Source organism: Bacteroides sp. FSHCM14E1, assembly GCF_019633785.1.
In the GTDB taxonomy this organism is placed as follows: domain Bacteria; phylum Bacteroidota; class Bacteroidia; order Bacteroidales; family Bacteroidaceae; genus Bacteroides; species Bacteroides hominis.
In genome coordinates, this window is the sequence record NZ_JADKYL010000006.1 from 82,541 (window position 1) to 99,643 (window position 17,103).

Annotated in this window: 13 protein-coding genes; 2 read left to right on the forward strand and 11 right to left on the reverse strand. The window is 47.6% G+C overall.

All coding sequences use genetic code 11. From position 1 onward, the window contains the following. Nucleotides 1-70: 70 nt before the first annotated feature. The 7 genes from trpA to trpB form a co-directional block, all read right to left on the reverse strand. Complete coding sequence (gene trpA, locus ISX59_RS11165) at nt 71-841, reverse strand: tryptophan synthase subunit alpha (protein ID WP_032530048.1); 771 nt, start codon at nt 839-841, stop codon at nt 71-73. A gap of 51 nt (nt 842-892) precedes the next feature. Then, nucleotides 893-1,513, reverse strand: a complete 621-nt coding sequence (locus tag ISX59_RS11170; RefSeq protein WP_032540493.1) for a phosphoribosylanthranilate isomerase — start codon at nt 1,511-1,513, stop codon at nt 893-895. 117 nt (nt 1,514-1,630) lie between these two features. Continuing rightward, nucleotides 1,631-2,452 carry an indole-3-glycerol phosphate synthase TrpC gene (gene trpC / locus ISX59_RS11175; protein WP_022012613.1) on the reverse strand — a complete coding sequence of 274 codons (822 nt, stop codon included), beginning with the start codon at nt 2,450-2,452 and terminating at the stop codon, nt 1,631-1,633. 24 nt (nt 2,453-2,476) lie between these two features. Then, nucleotides 2,477-3,472, reverse strand: coding sequence for an anthranilate phosphoribosyltransferase (gene trpD, locus ISX59_RS11180; RefSeq protein ID WP_220575918.1), 996 nt, complete (start codon nt 3,470-3,472; stop codon nt 2,477-2,479). Between the two features lie 5 nt (nt 3,473-3,477). Next, on the reverse strand, nt 3,478-4,080 hold the full coding sequence (locus ISX59_RS11185) for an aminodeoxychorismate/anthranilate synthase component II (RefSeq protein ID WP_050550267.1): 603 nt from the start codon (nt 4,078-4,080) through the stop codon (nt 3,478-3,480). Nucleotides 4,081-4,267: 187 nt separating this feature from the next. Further along, the gene (locus ISX59_RS11190) at nt 4,268-5,674 is read right to left on the reverse strand and encodes an anthranilate synthase component I family protein (RefSeq protein WP_032530049.1); all 1,407 of its coding nucleotides are present in this window, start codon (nt 5,672-5,674) and stop codon (nt 4,268-4,270) included. A gap of 130 nt (nt 5,675-5,804) precedes the next feature. Then, on the reverse strand, nt 5,805-6,977 hold the full coding sequence (gene trpB, locus ISX59_RS11195; RefSeq protein WP_005778331.1) for a tryptophan synthase subunit beta: 1,173 nt from the start codon (nt 6,975-6,977) through the stop codon (nt 5,805-5,807). Nucleotides 6,978-8,221: 1,244 nt separating this feature from the next. Between trpB and ISX59_RS11200 the strand changes: the two genes are divergently transcribed. Beyond that, nucleotides 8,222-9,367 (forward strand): iron-containing alcohol dehydrogenase, encoded by a 1,146-nt coding sequence (locus tag ISX59_RS11200; protein ID WP_005806615.1) that lies wholly within the window; start codon nt 8,222-8,224, stop codon nt 9,365-9,367. A gap of 154 nt (nt 9,368-9,521) precedes the next feature. On the opposite strand, the gene ISX59_RS11205 is transcribed toward ISX59_RS11200, so the two are convergent. Together ISX59_RS11205 and ISX59_RS11210 are read right to left on the reverse strand one after the other, a co-directional pair. Beyond that, nucleotides 9,522-10,436, reverse strand: coding sequence for an exopolyphosphatase (locus tag ISX59_RS11205; protein WP_032540494.1), 915 nt, complete (start codon nt 10,434-10,436; stop codon nt 9,522-9,524). Further along, a complete protein-coding gene (locus tag ISX59_RS11210) occupies nt 10,433-12,499 on the reverse strand; it encodes an RNA degradosome polyphosphate kinase (protein WP_032540495.1) in 2,067 nt (688 codons plus the stop codon). Before ISX59_RS11210 ends, ISX59_RS11205 begins: the two co-directional genes overlap by 4 nt. Nucleotides 12,500-12,669: 170 nt before the next feature. Between ISX59_RS11210 and ISX59_RS11215 the strand changes: the two genes are divergently transcribed. Beyond that, nucleotides 12,670-13,236, forward strand: a complete 567-nt coding sequence (locus ISX59_RS11215; RefSeq protein WP_005778321.1) for an HdeD family acid-resistance protein — start codon at nt 12,670-12,672, stop codon at nt 13,234-13,236. Between the two features lie 216 nt (nt 13,237-13,452). Here ISX59_RS11215 and ISX59_RS11220 read toward each other — a convergent pair whose 3' ends face one another. Together ISX59_RS11220 and ISX59_RS11225 are read right to left on the reverse strand one after the other, a co-directional pair. Next, entirely contained in the window at nt 13,453-15,642 is a 2,190-nt protein-coding gene (locus tag ISX59_RS11220; RefSeq protein WP_220575919.1) for a glutamine synthetase III, read from the reverse strand. Between the two features lie 175 nt (nt 15,643-15,817). Beyond that, on the reverse strand, nt 15,818-17,050 hold the full coding sequence (locus tag ISX59_RS11225) for an LL-diaminopimelate aminotransferase (RefSeq protein WP_005778316.1): 1,233 nt from the start codon (nt 17,048-17,050) through the stop codon (nt 15,818-15,820). Nucleotides 17,051-17,103 lie beyond the last annotated feature (53 nt).

Genomic DNA, 17,103 nt, shown 5'->3' on the forward strand with positions numbered 1-17,103 from the left:
TCTTTACTAACAAACAACGACTTAAAATCGTCTCTGTGTTGCTCTGTGTCCTCTGTGGTGAGTTTTGTTCTTATTTTATTCCGTCAATTAATCGGAGAATGGCCTTTTCCGGATCCTTTTCTTCATTGAGCAGAGTAACAAAACGGCTGCCGATAATGGCTCCCGAGGCATTATCGCAGGCAGCACGGAAAGTGGCCCGGTTGCTGATGCCGAAACCTACCATGCGTGGATTGCGCAGATTCATCTTTTCAATCTTTTTAAAGTACGCACGTTTTTGTTCGTCAAAGTCCTGTTGTGCCCCTGTGGTGGCAGCCGACGAAACCATATAGATAAAACCGTCCGTATGTTCGTCAATCTCGTGTACACGCTCTTCACTCGTTTCGGGAGTGATAAGCATAATCACTTTGATGTCATATTGCTCCGCAATGTTGCGGAAGTGCTCCTGATAGTCTTTGAAGGGAAGGTCGGGAATGATGACACCGTCGATTCCACATTCGGCACACTGCCGGCAGAAGTTATCGAAGCCGAACTGCATAATCGGGTTGAGGTATCCCATTAATATCAATGGGATTTTTACATCCCGGCGGATATTATGCAGCTGTTCAAACAGAAGTTTGAGCGACATCCCGTTGCGTAGGGCTTGTGTGGCTGCATTCTGGATTACAATGCCGTCTGCCATCGGATCACTGAAAGGGATACCGATTTCGATCATGTTTACTCCATGTTTCTCGAGGGCACGGATCACTTCGGCTGTTCCCTCCAGTGTAGGAGTGCCGGCACAAAAATAGATGGATAGCAAATCCTTGGGATTGCTACTGAAAAGTTGGTTTATTCTGTTCATACACTTTTATTTTTAATTCATTACTTTTTTATATTCAGGGTCGGTGGAGCTTTATTTCCCCAGTTGCTCTAAAAAGAACTTGAGTCTTTCTACCTCTTTCAGTCCCGGTTTGGTTTCGAAACGACTGTTCAGGTCAAAACCCGCCAATTGGGGATGACGCAATTCTTTCAGGGTCGGAGCACTGTATGGATTGATTCCGCCGCTAAGTAAGAAAGGCTTTTTCCCTTTGTAGCTGTTCAGCATCGTCCAGTCGAATTGATTGCCCGAGCCGCCATGTTGTTCACATTTGGTGTCGAACAGGAAATAGTCACAAGATTTTTCGTATGCTTCGGTGTTCTCAAAATCCTTTCTCCGGGCGATGGAAAACGCTTTGATCAGCCTTAACCCGGTTGACCGGAGTGAATGACAGTATTCCGGTGATTCATTGCCATGCAGCTGGATATAATCCAGACTGAAGCGGTCGGCAAGTATCTCGATTTCTTTTTTGTCTTCGTTGACAAAGACACCCACACGCTTTGCCGCATCCGGCATGTAAGCCGGAAGCTCGCATAGGCAGCGGGGAGACTTCGGGTAGAAGATAAAGCCTATCATGTCGACCTTTAGTTGTTCTACATCGCGGATATTGTCGGCTTCGCGCATTCCGCAGACTTTTATCAGTTTGTCGTTTATCATTCTTGTTCTTAATTGAATGGTTTTGATTTCGATTCACCACGGAGGACACAGAGGACACAGAGGGAAAATTTAAGATATTTCTGTGGACTTGAAAATTAAAACTCTGTGTCCTCTGTGCTACTCTGTGGTGAATTTGTCATGGGAATGGGTTACTGGGTTCGATTCGTTTATAAATTCTTCCAGTTTCTTGCCCGGTTGCCCGGTTTTCATAAACGTTTCTCCGATCAGGAATCCTCTGAATCCGGCATTACGCAAGCGCTTCACGGTTTGCGGATCGGATATGCCGCTTTCCGACACCAATACTGTGTTCCGGGGCAGTTGTCCGGCCAATCGGAACGAGTTCTCCACATCCGTAAAGAAAGTGCCGAGATTGCGGTTATTGATCCCCACCATATCGATCTCCTTATTTATAAATGGTAACTCTTCGGCAGTATGGATTTCCAGCAAGACTTCCAATCCCAGTTCATGAGCTTTTTCAGCAAGGGCATGGCACTTCTCTGTATCCAGTGCGGCAGCAATCAGCAGTACGGCATCGGCTCCGACTATTTTGGCCTGATACAGTTGATATTCGTCGATTATGAAATCTTTGCGCAGAATCGGAATATTTACCAGCGGGCGTGCCGTACGGATATCCTTCAGGCTTCCTCCGAAGAACTTTTCGTCTGTGAGGATAGAAAGCGCCGAAGCACCCGAGGCTGCATATTCCGGCACTACCTGTTCGGGGCGTGCGTCTTCATAAATCCATCCTTTGGATGGAGAGCGGCGTTTGAATTCTGCAATAATACCGGTAGACGAAGAAGTTAGTGCCTGCTTCATGGAGTATCCGGGCTGTATTTCGTCAGATAGTTTCTCCTGAAGCTGTTCCGATGGGATGGCCTGTTTCTGCAAGTCTATTTCGAAACGCTTGTTGGCGATGATTTCGGATAATATATCTTTCATGCTTTTGGGTGGGCGATAGTTTTTCTATCTGTTTAGTTCAACAAATTTCTTTAAGGTCTCTTTTGCCTTGCCGCTGTCCAGTGATTCACGGGCGAGGGCGATGCATTCTTCTATCGGCTTATCCGGACAGATCACCTGGATGGCGAAGGCAGCATTGACAACCACTACGTTTTTTTGTGCTTCCGTAGCCGTTCCTTCCATAACAGCATCAAATATTTTTGCTGCGTCCTCCGGGGTATTTCCGCCGTCGAGGTCGGCTTCTCCGTAACGGTTGAAGCCGAGATTTTCCGGAGTATAGATTTTTTCGTTGCCGCAGGTAGCCACTTTAAATTCGTCGGTCAGGGAGATTTCATCATACCCGTCCAGACTATGTACAACGGCAAAGCGGGTGGCGCTCTCCTGATAGGTATATGTGTACAGACGGAGCAACGGGAGGTTGTAGACTCCAAGTAACTGATATTGCGGTATGACAGGGTTTACCAACGGACCGAGCATATTGAAAAAGGTACGTACGGCCAACGCTTTCCGTATCGGTGCCACTGCTTTCAGGGCAGGGTTGAACAAAGGGGCATGCAGATAGGCGATGTTGCACTTTTCCATAGAACGGCGGAGCCGGTCTGCATCGCCGGTGAATTTTACTCCATGCTGTTCCATTACGTTGCTGGCTCCGCTGACGGAAGTGGCACCGTAATTGCCATGTTTTACTACCGGAAATCCGGCTCCTGCCACAGTGAAACAGGCTGCGGTAGAGATGTTGAATGTATTTTTGCCGTCACCTCCGGTTCCTACGATATCGATAGGCGCAAATTCACTCAGATCCACCGGTACGCGCATTTCGAGCAACGCATCACGGAATCCGCAAAGTTCCTCTACCGATATGTTGCGCATCAGGAAGACGGTTATCAGTGAGGCCACTTGTGCGTCGTTGTATTTGCCTTGTGCAATGTTCTGCAATATGGTACGGGCTTCGTCCCGTCCCAGGTATTGATGTTCGAATAATTTATATAGAATCTGTTTCATGGGGTTTATTGGTTTAAGAAGTTTTTAATGATTTCTTTTCCTTGCGGAGTCAGCACCGATTCGGGATGGAACTGGATGCCATGTACGTTGTACGTGCGGTGCCGCAATGCCATGATTTGTCCTTCACGGCTTTCGGCGGTGATCTCGAGGCATTCGGGGAAGTCCTCGCGGCTTACTACCCACGAATGATAGCGGCCTACGGGTATTTCGTGTCCCAAACCTTTAAAAAGAACATCTTCTTTCAGGATGTTGACCGGAGTCTGTACGCCATGGTATACTTCTGTCAGGTTTTCGAGTGCTGCCCCGAAGGCTTCACCGATGGCCTGATGTCCCAGGCAAACTCCTAAGATGTTTTTGGTCGGTGCATATTTCCGGATAATGGGTAGCAGCAGTCCGGCTTCTTCCGGTATGCCCGGTCCCGGCGAAAGGATGATTTTATCAAAACGTTCCACTTCTTCCAGTGAAATTTCGTCGTTGCGGAACACTTCAATGTTAGTGGCTCCCAACTCTTTTACCACGTGCAGCAGGTTGTAAGTGAAAGAGTCATAGTTGTCCAGGAGCAGAATCGCTTCTTCCCGTCTGTTAAGGGGATCTATCTTGTTATTCATTGTTTTTTTTATTTGTTTTAGAGTTTGGGTTCACCACAGAGGACACAGGCTGCACAGAGTTTTTTTTAGACATAAGAACAAAAGAACAGATAATTCTTTATGGGTTCTTAGGTTCTTTTATCTGAAAACAGATGGAGCGCAGCTAATTAATCTCTGTGTCCTCTGTGTCCTCTGTGGTGAATGCCTTTTAGTTTTTTAGTTTTACGGCCAGATCTATTGCTTTCTTCAGTGCTCCCAGTTTGTTGTTGACCTCTTGCAGTTCGTATTCGTCCTGACTGCGTGCCACGATGCCTCCTCCGGCCTGGAACCACAATTCATTGTTGCGGCTTACAAAAGTACGGATCGTAATGGCCTGGTTCAGTTCCCCGTCCAGTCCGATGAAACCGATGCAGCCTCCGTAAGCTCCGCGGTTGTGCGGCTCTATCTCACTGATAAGCTGCATGGCACGTACTTTCGGTGCGCCGCTCAACGTCCCGGCCGGGAAAGTGTCGATGAAAGTCTTGAGCGGATTCGCCCCTTTGTTCAGTGCTCCGCTGACGCGGCTTACCAAATGGATGACATGGCTGTAATATTGCGGCTCTTTGTAAAACAGCACCCGCACGTCGTGGCAATTGCGGCTGAGGTCGTTGCGTGCCAGATCTACCAGCATCACATGCTCTGCGTTCTCTTTCGGGTCGGCCAGAAGTGCTTCCGTCAGTTCTTTGTCCTTTATGGTGTCTCCCGTACGCCGTGTGGTTCCGGCAATCGGATCGATATAGGCTTGTCCGTCTTCTACTTTGCAGTGTGTTTCCGGTGACGAACCGAAGATGCGGTATCCGCCGAAGTCAAAATAGAACAGGTAAGGGGAGGGGTTGATGCTGCGTAGCGCGCGGTATACCTTGAAGTCGTCACCGGCATAAGGCTGGATGAACCGTCTGGACAGTACAATCTGGAAGACGTCTCCCCGGAGGCAGTGGGCGATACCTTTGCGTACATTCGCTTTGTGCTCTTCGTCGGTGATGGTACTGGTGACGGGACCGGTCACTGAGAAGTTGTACGAGGCATAGTTGCGGTTCTCGATGGCCGATTCCAGTTGTGACAGACTGCTGTCTTCTCCTTCCGCCAGCATTTCCACCAGAGTCAGCTCGTTCTTGAAGTGATTGAAGACGATGATGTACTTATATAATATGTATAGCAGGTCCGGAGCGTCGTTTTGCTCGTCGTGGCTTTCTTTCACGGGGATGTGCTCAAAGTACTTCACTGCGTTGAAAGTGGTATAGCCATACAGTCCGCAGAATTTCTTATCGGCTCCCACTACATGGAACTGGTTGATGAAGCGGTTGAACGCATTCTCTACGTGGAACGTCTTGCTGAGTGGTTCTTCCCGGCGGCTGTTGTCGGGATACGTAGTGGTCACTATTCCACTGTTTATGCCGATGCTTGCCAATGGGCAGAGTGCGATGAACGAGAGGGAATTTTCTCCGGCATGATAATCCGAGCTTTCCATTAATGCCGATTGCGGATACATATCGCGCACTTTGAGGTAGATGCTTACCGGAGTGTGCAGGTCGCCCAAGACCTGCTTGCTATGGGTGGTATAATGAAAGGTATTCATAATTTTTTTCTTTTTAATTTGATTTTGAATTCACCACAGATTACACAGATTTTCGCAGATTGACGATCTGTTTTGTGGGTAATTAGATTAAAAAATCTGTGTTAATCCATATAATCTGTGGTGAAATGATTTATCCCAAATAAGTTTCTATATCTTTATCTCCCCGTCCCGATACGGTCAGCACGACTACATCTTCCGGTTTGAAGGTCATTTTATCCAAGGCTCCCAGTGCATGTGCCGATTCCAGTGCGGGAATGATTCCTTCCAGCCGGGTCAGTTCGTAAGCGGCACGGATGGCTTCATCGTCGTTGACGGCCAACACCAATGCCCGTTTCTTGTCGGCGAGGTTGGCATGCATCGGTCCGATACCGGGATAGTCCAGTCCGGCGGAGATAGAGTAAGGCTCTTCAATCTGCCCGTCTTCGTTTTGGATCACGAACGTGCGTGCACCATGGATGATTCCCATTTTACCCAATTGAATGGTAGCTGCCGTCATTCCGGTTTCTATCCCCTTGCCACCGGCTTCGGCCAAGACGATCTGAACCCGTTCGTCATCGATGTAGTGGTAGATAGTTCCGGCAGCGTTGCTTCCTCCGCCCACACAGGCAATCAGGTAGTCCGGATAGTCACGTCCCTCTTTTTCTTGAAGTTGCTTTTTTATCTCTTCGCTGATGACCGACTGCAAGCGTGCCACCATATCCGGATACGGGTGTGGTCCTACGGTGGAACCGATGATGTAATACGTATCCGAAGGATGGCAGCACCAGTCGCGGATGGCTTCGTTCGTAGCATCTTTCAGTGTCATGTTACCCGATGTTACCGGGATGACTGTGGCTCCCAGCATCTTCATCTTCTCTACATTGATATGCTGGCGTTCTACATCCGTTTTTCCCATATACACGATGCACTCCATGTCCATCAGGGCGCAAACGGTGGCCGTTGCCACTCCGTGCTGTCCGGCACCGGTCTCGGCGATGATCCGCTTTTTGCCCATGCGGCGTGCCAGCAGAATTTGTCCGATGGTGTTGTTTATCTTGTGGGCTCCTGTATGGTTCAGGTCTTCCCGTTTCAGATACATCCTGCAACCATACTTTTCCGAAAGGCGGTGAGCCGGGTAGAGGGGAGAAGGACGTCCTACATAATCCCGCAGCAATTGGTCGAATTCCTTTTTAAAATCCTCGCTTTCGATCACTTTGAGATACGTGTTTTTCAACTCTTCTACGCATTTGTGGAGTATTTCCGGTACATAAGCACCCCCGAATTCTCCGTAATAGCCATCCTGATCAACTAAGAAACTTTTCATAATCCTATTTTTTATTCGTTATTTGTATTTTCGGTCAAAAAAGAAAGAGCCCCGTCGCAGGTTGCGACAGGGCTCTTTCTGAATTTCTGTTATATCTTTAATGAGGTATATACATACGAGCGCTGCTCCCTTACGACTGTCGGAGTTGTAACGGGCGCCACCACCAATATGTATTTACTTGCATTTTCATCATTGCTAATTGTTATTTAACGGGGGCAAATATAGATACTTTGTTTGGAATAACAAATAAAATCTTTCTTTTTTTTATTTCCCTCCTTTTTATTTTTTGTTTTGGCGGGAATCTATTTATGATTTCTCAAATACTTGCTGTACATATTTTTAATTGTCGGATGCTCGCAGGGAGTGGTTCCTGATTCTGCTGGGCCTGTATTGCTTTGTTTCTGTTGTTTTAATATTAACTTTTTTATTATCAGAAGATTATGAATTTGCTTAACTTTAAATTAGGGTCCAAAGGTCCAAGGTCCATTCTATGGGATGCCCATCCTGTGGGAAAAGGTTGTGTTTGTTGTTAAAAAATACTTTCTAAAAATCTTTTGCTCTTTAGCGCATTTTGGAGATAATGTAAAATATATTATATTGTATATGTGTGTTATTTATGTATGTTTTAGAGTTGTGCATTGTCTCCTTTTGTGTCCACTACTATTAAAGGTGATTATTCGTAATTGTTTGATTTTTAATATTATATGTGGAAATTTCTTTTTGTTTTTCAATGGTGGCATCCCATAGAATGGACCTTGGACCTTTGGACCTAACCGATGTATATTATATATACATTGAGTGTAAGAAAGAATTGGTGAATGCTCGAAATAGAAGTCCTTTTTAAACATTTTGTTATTTATATTGTTTCTTCAGATATAAATTATTTAAAAACAGAAACCAAACATTATGAAACAAAGAAAAGTTTTAATTGCGATTGCCGTTGTCATATTCATCCTGTTGCTGCTTTACTGGCTTTTTGTAGCCGAGGACATCAACGCTTGGCTGCCTGTAAACTAAAGACTTGTATTTTTCGTCCTAAACACTTAAGTCTTTTCAGCGAAACGCTTAGACGTTTTCCGAAAACGTTTAAGTCTTTTGCCGGAAACACTTAAGTCTTTCCTGAGAAACACTTAAGTGTTTTTTTCCGCATGATTCCCCTGCAAATCTTTTTGTTTTCCGGAAAGAAGCGATTATTTTTGTATCTGATTGAATATCGTATAAATGATGATATAAACTGATAACCTATGGATAATTTTATTTTTCAGAATCCCGTGAAGCTGATCATGGGACACGGGATGATTGCCCGGTTGAGTAAAGAGATACCGGCAGACAAGCGGGTGATGATTACCTTCGGTGGCGGTAGCGTGAAAAAAAACGGTGTATACGACCAAGTGAAAGAAGCCCTGAAGAATCATTTCACTGTAGAGTTCTGGGGCATTGAGCCTAATCCTTCCATTGAGACTTTACGTAAAGCAATTGCCCTTGGAAAAGAGGAGAAGGTGGACTATCTGCTGGCTGTAGGAGGCGGATCGGTCATCGATGGCACGAAGCTGATTTCTGCCGGACTGTTGTACGACGGGGATGCGTGGGATCTGGTGCTTGCCGGACGTCCGGTGACAAATACCGTTCCTCTTGCTACTGTCCTCACTCTGCCTGCCACGGGATCGGAAATGAACAGCGGAGCCGTGATTTCGCGTCATGAAACCAAAGAGAAATATCCTTTCTATTCCAATTATCCCTTGTTCTCCATTCTTGATCCGGAAGTGACGTTTACACTGCCGCCCCATCAGGTGGCCTGCGGTATTGCTGATACGTTTGTACATGTGATGGAGCAATACATGACAACTCCGGGACAGAGTAGGGTGATGGACCGCTGGGCGGAAGGCATCCTGCAAACCTTGATGGAGATAGCTCCGAAGATCCGTGAGAATCAGCACGATTATCAGCTGATGGCCGATTTTATGCTGTCGGCAACGATGGCACTGAACGGCTTTATCGCTATGGGAGTATCTCAGGACTGGGCTACGCACATGATCGGGCACGAACTGACCGCACTTCATGGACTGACACACGGACATACACTGGTCATCGTATTCCCCGCTACTCTGCGTGTGCTTCGCAAGGTGAAAGGTGATAAGATTCTGCAATATGGCGAGAGGGTACTCGGCATTACTTCCGGGACCCGTGACGAACGTATCGATGAAACGATCCGCCGTACAGAGGAGTTTTTCCGTTCATTGGGGCTGACTACCCGCCTGAGTGAGGAGGGCATCGGCATGGAGACGATTGATGAAATAGAACGCCGTTTCAATGAACGGGGGGTGAAATATGGCGAGAACGAAAATGTGACCGGAGCTGTTGCGAAGGAAATCCTGAAGAGCGCACTTTAGTCTTGTATTCACCACAGAGTACACAGAGGGCACAGAGTTCTTTTATGTTTTTTCACCACAGATTACTCGGAATGCACAGATATGCTAAGTACGGATGATCCATCTCTATAATCTTTTCTCTGTGTACTCTGTGTCCTCTGTGGTGAGTCTCCGTTCATCGTTCATCGTTTTCCGTCCGCATGTTTTTGGTATAAAGGCTGTCGATGATACCGTCTGATAGCCCGATGGTCGGGACTGTGATACCGGCTGCGTTCACCTGTTTTGCCACTTCCAGAAAGATTTCCGCTGCCGGGACAATTACATCTGCCCGGTCAGGCTTCAGTTTGAACTGTTTGATCCGTTCTTCTTTAGAGAGGGGCTTCAGGGTTTCGCAGATTTCCTGTAACGACTCGACGGGAAGGAAAGATTGTTTTTTGTCCTTTTTGTCTGCCAGGCGGAAAAGTTTATTGATATTGCCTCCCGATCCGATGATCTGGATGGAGGAATATTCGGCAGCCAGTGCCTGAAGGTCGGAGCGCATCTGTTCTTTTTCTTCATTCTTTACCATGCCGCTGAGCATACGCACGGTACCGATATTATAGGAACGTGAGCTTTTGAGTTCTGCGTCGCAGATCAGGTTGATTTCCGTGCTACCACCACCGACGTCAACGTACAAGTAGTTCTGTCCCGAAGCAAAAAGCTGTTCGATGTGGTTATCGTATACGATATGCGCCTCTTCCTGCCCGTCGATGATTTCGACGCGGATACCGGTTTTCTTTTCTATTCTGCGTGTGATTGCTTTCCCGTTGCGGGCATCACGCATGGCCGAGGTGGCACAGGCGCGGTAATCTGACACTTCGAATATCTTCATCAGTTGCTTGTAGGCTTTCATCAGCCGGATCAGTTTCCCGGCTTTTTCTTCTGATATTTCTCCGGTGGTAAAAGCGTCTTCACCTAACCTGAGGGGGATACGTATCAGTTGAACTTTGCTCAATAATCCTTCGGGCGATCCTTCCTCGTTTACACTCTTTATCAATAACCGCACGGCATTGGAACCAATGTCGATGGCGGCATAGTTTACTTTCTTCATTCTGATTCTTTATAGTATTTGTATAATTCTTCCTGAGAGCGGAAAGGGACACCGCTTTCCTCCCATGTCTTGTTTTCGCCACTGCCGTCTACGATGCGTCCTTTGGCCGTATCGCGGAGTCCGTAGCAGACCACTTTTTTCAGTTCATCCTGTATCGCTTTATTGTATACGGGTGTGAGCACTTCGATGCGGTTGTCCAGGTTACGGGGCATCCAATCCGCCGATCCTATATAATATTTCTCTTCTCCTCCGTTGGCAAAGATAAAGATGCGCGGATGTTCCAGGTAACGGTCAATGATACCGTTGATCCGGATGCTGTCGCTGATTCGGGGCACACCGGTCACCAGTGAACAGTTGCCCCGGACCACCAAGTCTATCTGTACGCCGGCTGTCGAAGCCTCGTAGAGTTTCTGTACCAGCGCCCGGTCGGTGATGTGGTTCACTTTGGCAAGGATGTAGGCCTCTTTTCCTTGCTGCTTGTTTTTGATTTCCTTGTTGATCAGTGCTATCAGCCGTTTGCGCATATCGTTGGGTGACACGAGCAGTTCTTTGAAGTTGGCGGGAAGATACGGCTTCTCGATAAAATCGAATACCGAGTTGACCTCGCGTACGATGGACCGGTGTGCGGTCATGATAGTGAAATCGGTGTACATCCGTGCGTTTCCTTCGTGAAAGTTTCCGGTGCTGATACAAGCCAGGTCACCGAACCGTGTTCCGATATGTATCAGTTTGGAGTGAATCTTCAGTCCTTCCACTCCGAAGATCACTTTGATTCCGGCATCCTGCATACGTTTGCTCCAATTGATGTTGGAGGCTTCGTCGAAGCGGGCAAGCAACTCGATGATGACGGTCACCTTTTTCCCGTTTTGTGCCGCACAGATCAAGGCTTTCACTACCTTCGAATCTTTGGCCAGGCGATAGAGGGTCATCTTGATGCTTCTCACCTCTTTGCTGATGGCCGCTTCACGCAGTACGCGTATCACCGTGTCGAACGATTGATAGGGGTAATGCAGCGAGCGGTCTTGCTTCCGGATCAGTTTCAGGATACTTTCCTCACCGTTCAGCTCCTGCTTGAAGACGGGAGGCCAGGCAGGGTATTTCAGGTCAGTGCGCCCGCAGTCGGGGAACTTCATCAGGTCTTTGAAGTTATGATAACGTCCGCCAGCTACACGGGTGTCGTTTTTGTCTACGTTGAGGCGGTCGGTCAGCTTTCGCAGCAGGTCTTTCGGCATCTGTTGGTCATAGACGAAACGGATCGGTTCACCACGCTTCCGGCTTTTCACCCCTTTTGATATCTTTTGAAGTACACCCGTACGCAAGTCGCTGTCTATCTCCATTTCGGCATCTTTGGTGAATTTGAAGGTATAGGCTTCATAATCCGTATAGTTCATACCTATGAAGATCATCGGCAGGCAGTAGCGGATGACGTCATCCAGGAACATCAGATACGTTTTACCGTCCGAATCCGGCAGACGGATGAAACGTCCGAACTCGTTGGTGGGAAGTTCGATGACGGCATAATCTCTTACTTTCACTTTTCCCTCGCCGTCTTTGCGTTGCAGGCGGATGGCCAGGTAGATGTCTTCGTCGGTCTGGTCGTCCGGTTGGCGGGAGGTTTTATTGAGAAAGAGCGGGTTGGTAGAACCGTTCAACCGGTTCCGGTAGAGTGAAGTGATGAAGAGCTCTTGTTCCGGTGTGAGTTCGGTGTCTTTGATGACATGGATGTTTTCTTGTTTCAACTTTTCCATGATCGAAGCGAACGTTTCTTCAAATTGCCGGTAGTACTGATTGTGCAGCTTGCCGATCTGCTTCAGTGTGCGTGCGGCCGTATCACGTTCTTCGCGGATATTTTTGTCGCCATACTCCACAATACGGTTCAATGTAGCCACACGAACACGGAAAAACTCGTCTAAGTTGTTTGAGTAAATGCCCAGGAAAGTAAGTTGCTCCAGTAAGGGAACTTCCGGGCGGGCAGCTTCAAGCAAAATGCGTTGATTAAAGTACATCCAACTGATGTCCCGTTCTACATAAAGCTTTTTACGTCTCGCTTCGTCTGATTTCATTCGGATAAGAGTTTACTTATTTTTTTGCAAAAGTATGCTTCTGCGATGTAATAGATATTACATTCTTGCTATGAACTTATTACAAAAATCATTTGTTCTTTTTATATGTAGACAGAAACACGTATATTCGCAGAAAGTATGCGGGATACCCCGTTAAAAAAATGTAAGATATGAAATCAATGAATTATTCTCTTATCCGCACTATTTGTGCGCTTGTCATCGGCCTGGTGTTGGTGCTCTGGCCGGACGCGGCAATTAATTATATTGTCATAACCATTGGCATATTGTTCCTGATTCCGGGATTTATTGTGCTGATTGGTTATTTCGGTACCAAACCCGAACCGGGTGTGTCCCGCCGTTTCCCTATCGAGGGGGTTGGAAGTCTGCTCTTCGGACTCTGGCTGGTTACGATGCCGGGCTTCTTTGCCGATGTACTGATGTTCCTGCTGGGCTTTATCCTGATTATGGGAGGCGTACAACAGATTGCATCCCTTTCGATGGCACGTCGCTGGATGCCTGTGCCGGGCGGCTTTTATGTGATACCGGCCCTGATCCTGATAGCGGGTGTCGTAGCCCTGTTCAATCCTACCGGAGCACGCAACACGGCTTTCATGATTATCGGTATCAGCAGCTTGGTTTATGCCATTTCCGAACTGATCAACTGGTTCAAGTTTGCCCGTCGCCGTCCTAAAACTCCGGTGAAAGGAGAGATAGAGGACGCGGAGATCATTGAATAAAAGAAGAGAGGGTTGCCTCACGGCAATCCTCCCCCTGCAAACTTAAAACAACCAACAAAAGAAATAGGTTTCTGAAAGGGGATGTGCCAAAAACTTTTCACCACAGATTACACCGATTCTCACAGATTATCAACATTGATAATCAATGGTTTAAAATTTACTCTATGTTACTCTGCGTCCTCTGTGGCGAGTTTCAACACACTCTCTTAAGACTGTTTATCTTATAAATAACAACTCTCTGTATTTAGGCAGTGTCCACATCTGGTTGTCGACAATCAGTTCCAGTTTGTCGATGTGGTAACGAATCTCTTCCAGAGCCGGCACGATGGTGTCGTGGTAAGCAATGGCTTTTTCGCGTTCACTTTCTATCTTATTTGCCACTTTGCGGGCTTCGATCATTGCGTCTACATGTTCCTTGATGAAAGCGGTACGGTCGGCAATCTCTTCAATCAGTTCCAGGTTCTTGGCAGAAAGTCGGGCTGCTTTTTCTTCCGGAAAGAGGGATTTCATTTTATATACATTATCTATCAGGTCTGTCTGGTACTGTGTAGCAACAGGGATGATATGGTTCATGGCCAGATCACCCAATACGCGGGCTTCAATCTGGATTTTCTTGGTATAAGTTTCCCATTTCACTTCGTTGCGGGCCTTCAGTTCTTTCCGGTTCATCACGCCCACAGCTTCGAACATGGCTATCGTTTCGGGGCGCAGATAGTTGTCGAAGATGACAGGAACGCTTGTTTCACAATCCAGACCGCGACGGGCGGCTTCTTTTTTCCATTCGTCGCTGTATCCGTTGCCGTCGAAATGAATGGCTTTGCATTCCTTGATATATTTCCGGATCACGTCGAGAATGGCCGAAATCTTGGGCTCTCCCTTCTCAATCTGCTTGTCTACATCTTTCTTAAACCGTTTCAACTGGTCGGCGACAGCCGCGTTCAGGGCTATCATTGCGCTGGCACAGTTGGCTTCGGACCCTACGGCACGGAATTCGAAACGGTTTCCGGTGAATGCGAAAGGTGAAGTACGGTTCCGGTCCGTATTGTCAATCAGCAATTCGGGTATCTGTGGGATGTCCAGCTTCATGCCCTGTTTGCCGCTCAGGCTGATCAGGTCATCTTTCGTACTTTCTTCAATGTGTTCCAACACTTGTGAAAGCTGCTTGCCCAGGAAAGAGGAGATGATGGCGGGAGGTGCTTCGTTGGCTCCCAGCCGGTGTGCATTGGTGGCACTGGAGATGGATGCTTTCAGAAGTCCGTTATGGTGATAAACAGCCATCAGTGTATTGACGACGAATGTTACGAAACGCAGGTTATCTTCCGGAGTCTTGCCCGGAGCCATCAGCAGGATGCCGGTGTCCGTGCCCAGCGACCAGTTGTTGTGTTTGCCCGATCCGTTGACACCTTTGAACGGTTTTTCGTGGAGCAGTACACGGAAGCCGTGGCGGCGGCTAACTTTGCGCATCAGGGACATGATCAGCAGGTTGTGGTCATTGGCCAGGTTGCACTCTTCGAAGATAGGGGCCAGCTCAAACTGATTGGGAGCTACTTCGTTGTGGCGCGTTTTTACGGGGATGCCCAGTTTCAATGCTTCCACTTCCAGATCTTTCATGAAAGCGGCTACGCGGGTGGGGATGGCACCAAAGTAATGGTCTTCGAGCTGTTGGTTCTTGGCGCTGTCATGCCCCATCAGGGTACGTCCGGTCAGCAGCAGGTCCGGACGGGCGGCGTATAAGCCTTCGTCTACCAGGAAGTACTCTTGTTCCCATCCCAGGTAGGCATATACTTTTTTTACATCCGGATTGAAGTAACGGCAAACGGCTACAGCAGCTTTGTCTACTGCCCTCAGCGCTTTCAGTAACGGTGCTTTGTAGTCGAGCGATTCACCTGTATAGGCGATGAAGATAGTCGGTATGCACAGCGTATCGTCTACAATGAAAGCGGGTGAGGAGGGGTTCCATGCACTGTAACCACGAGCTTCGAAAGTGTTGCGGATACCTCCGTTCGGGAAAGACGAGGCATCCGGTTCCTGCTGAACCAGCAGTTTTCCGGTGAATTCTTCCATCATCCCCCCTTTTCCATCATGTTCTACAAAAGCGTCGTGCTTTTCGGCAGTGCCTTCGGTCAGTGGAGCAAACCAATGGGTATAGTGTGTGGCCCCCATCTCGATGGCCCATTTCTTCATACCGGCTGCAACCTCGTCGGCGATACTGCGATCCAGTGGTGCGCCGTTGTCAATCACATCGGTCAGTTTGCTGAACACATGGCTTGGCAGGTACTTAAACATCTTTTCCTTGTTGAAAACGTACATCCCGAAGTATTCCGACGGGCGTTCGGTGGGAGTTGCCACTTCTACGGCTTTTTTCTTAAAGGCCGTTTCTACGACTCTGAATCTGAGTTTTGACATAATGATTGAATTATTTATAAACTGTTTGGGTTTTGATTCACCACAGATTACACGGATTTCCACAGATTTTTAAATCTTAATCATCAACGGAATAATTCTTTAATCCGCGTCAATCTGTGGTGAAACCGTATTCATCTCTGCTTTGTATTCATGTTACCCGTATCACATGAAAGCTTTACAGCCAGTTCTTGATGCGCCGCATTGCCTCGATGCAATCGTTTCGTTCGCCGAATGCCGTCAGGCGGATGTAACCTTCTCCGCTGGGGCCGAAACCGACTCCCGGAGTTCCCACTACATTGGCTTCGTACAACATCTGGTCGAAGAAACGCCACGAACTGGTTCCATTGGGAGTCTTTACCCACAAATAAGGTGCGTTTACTCCTCCGTATACTTTCAGTCCGGTGGATTCCAGTCCTTCTTTCATGATGCGGGCGTTTGTCATATAATAATTGATCGTTTCCTGTATCTGTTCTTTCCCCTCGGGGCTATAAACCGCCTCTGCGGCACGTTGGGTGATATAAGACGTTCCGTTGAACTTGGTGCATTGGCGGCGGTTCCACATCCGGTTCAGGGGGATACGTTCTCCCTCGAGTGTGGCTGCCGTCAGCTCTTTCGGCACAACGGTATATCCGCAGCGTATTCCGGTGAAACCTGCTGTTTTCGAGAAGCTGCGGAATTCGATGGCGCATTTCTTGGCTCCTTTGATTTCGTAGATGGAGTGGGGGATATCCGGTTCCCGAATGTAGGCCTCGTAAGCTGCGTCAAACAGGATCAGGGTATCATTAGCCAGTGCGTAATCCACCCATTTCTTCAGTTCGGCTTTTGTCAGCGTTGTACCGGTGGGATTATTGGGATAACAGAGGTAGACGATGTCGATGCGTTTCTCCGGAATGGCCGGGATGAAATGATTCTCGGCGGTACAAGGCATATAAGTGACGTTGCTCCATTTGCCACTTTCGGTATCCAGCACTCCGGCACGTCCGCACATCACATTGCTGTCGATATAAACCGGATAAATGGGATCTGTGACTCCTACGCTGTTGTCGTGACGGAGAATGTCTCCGATATTACCCGTATCACTTTTGGCGCCGTCGTTGATAAATACTTCCGTAGGCGAAAGATGGATACCCCGTGGAGCATAGTCGTTTTTGATAATGGCCTCAATCAGGAAATCGTATCCTTGTTCGGGACCGTATCCGCGAAAGGTTTCGGTAGACGTCATCTCTTCGACTGCCTTGTGCATGGCCTCGATGCAGGCATTCGGAAGGGGACGGGTCACATCGCCGATCCCCAGCCGGATGATGTCCTGCTTCGGGTGTGTTATTTTAAAAGTATTGACTTTCTTCGCTATGTCCGAGAACAAGTAGCTTCCCGGTAATTTCAAAAAATGTTCGTTTACTAATGCCATATTGTTCTTGTTTTAAGTTTGAAATGTTATTCCTGAAAACTAAATCTTTATAC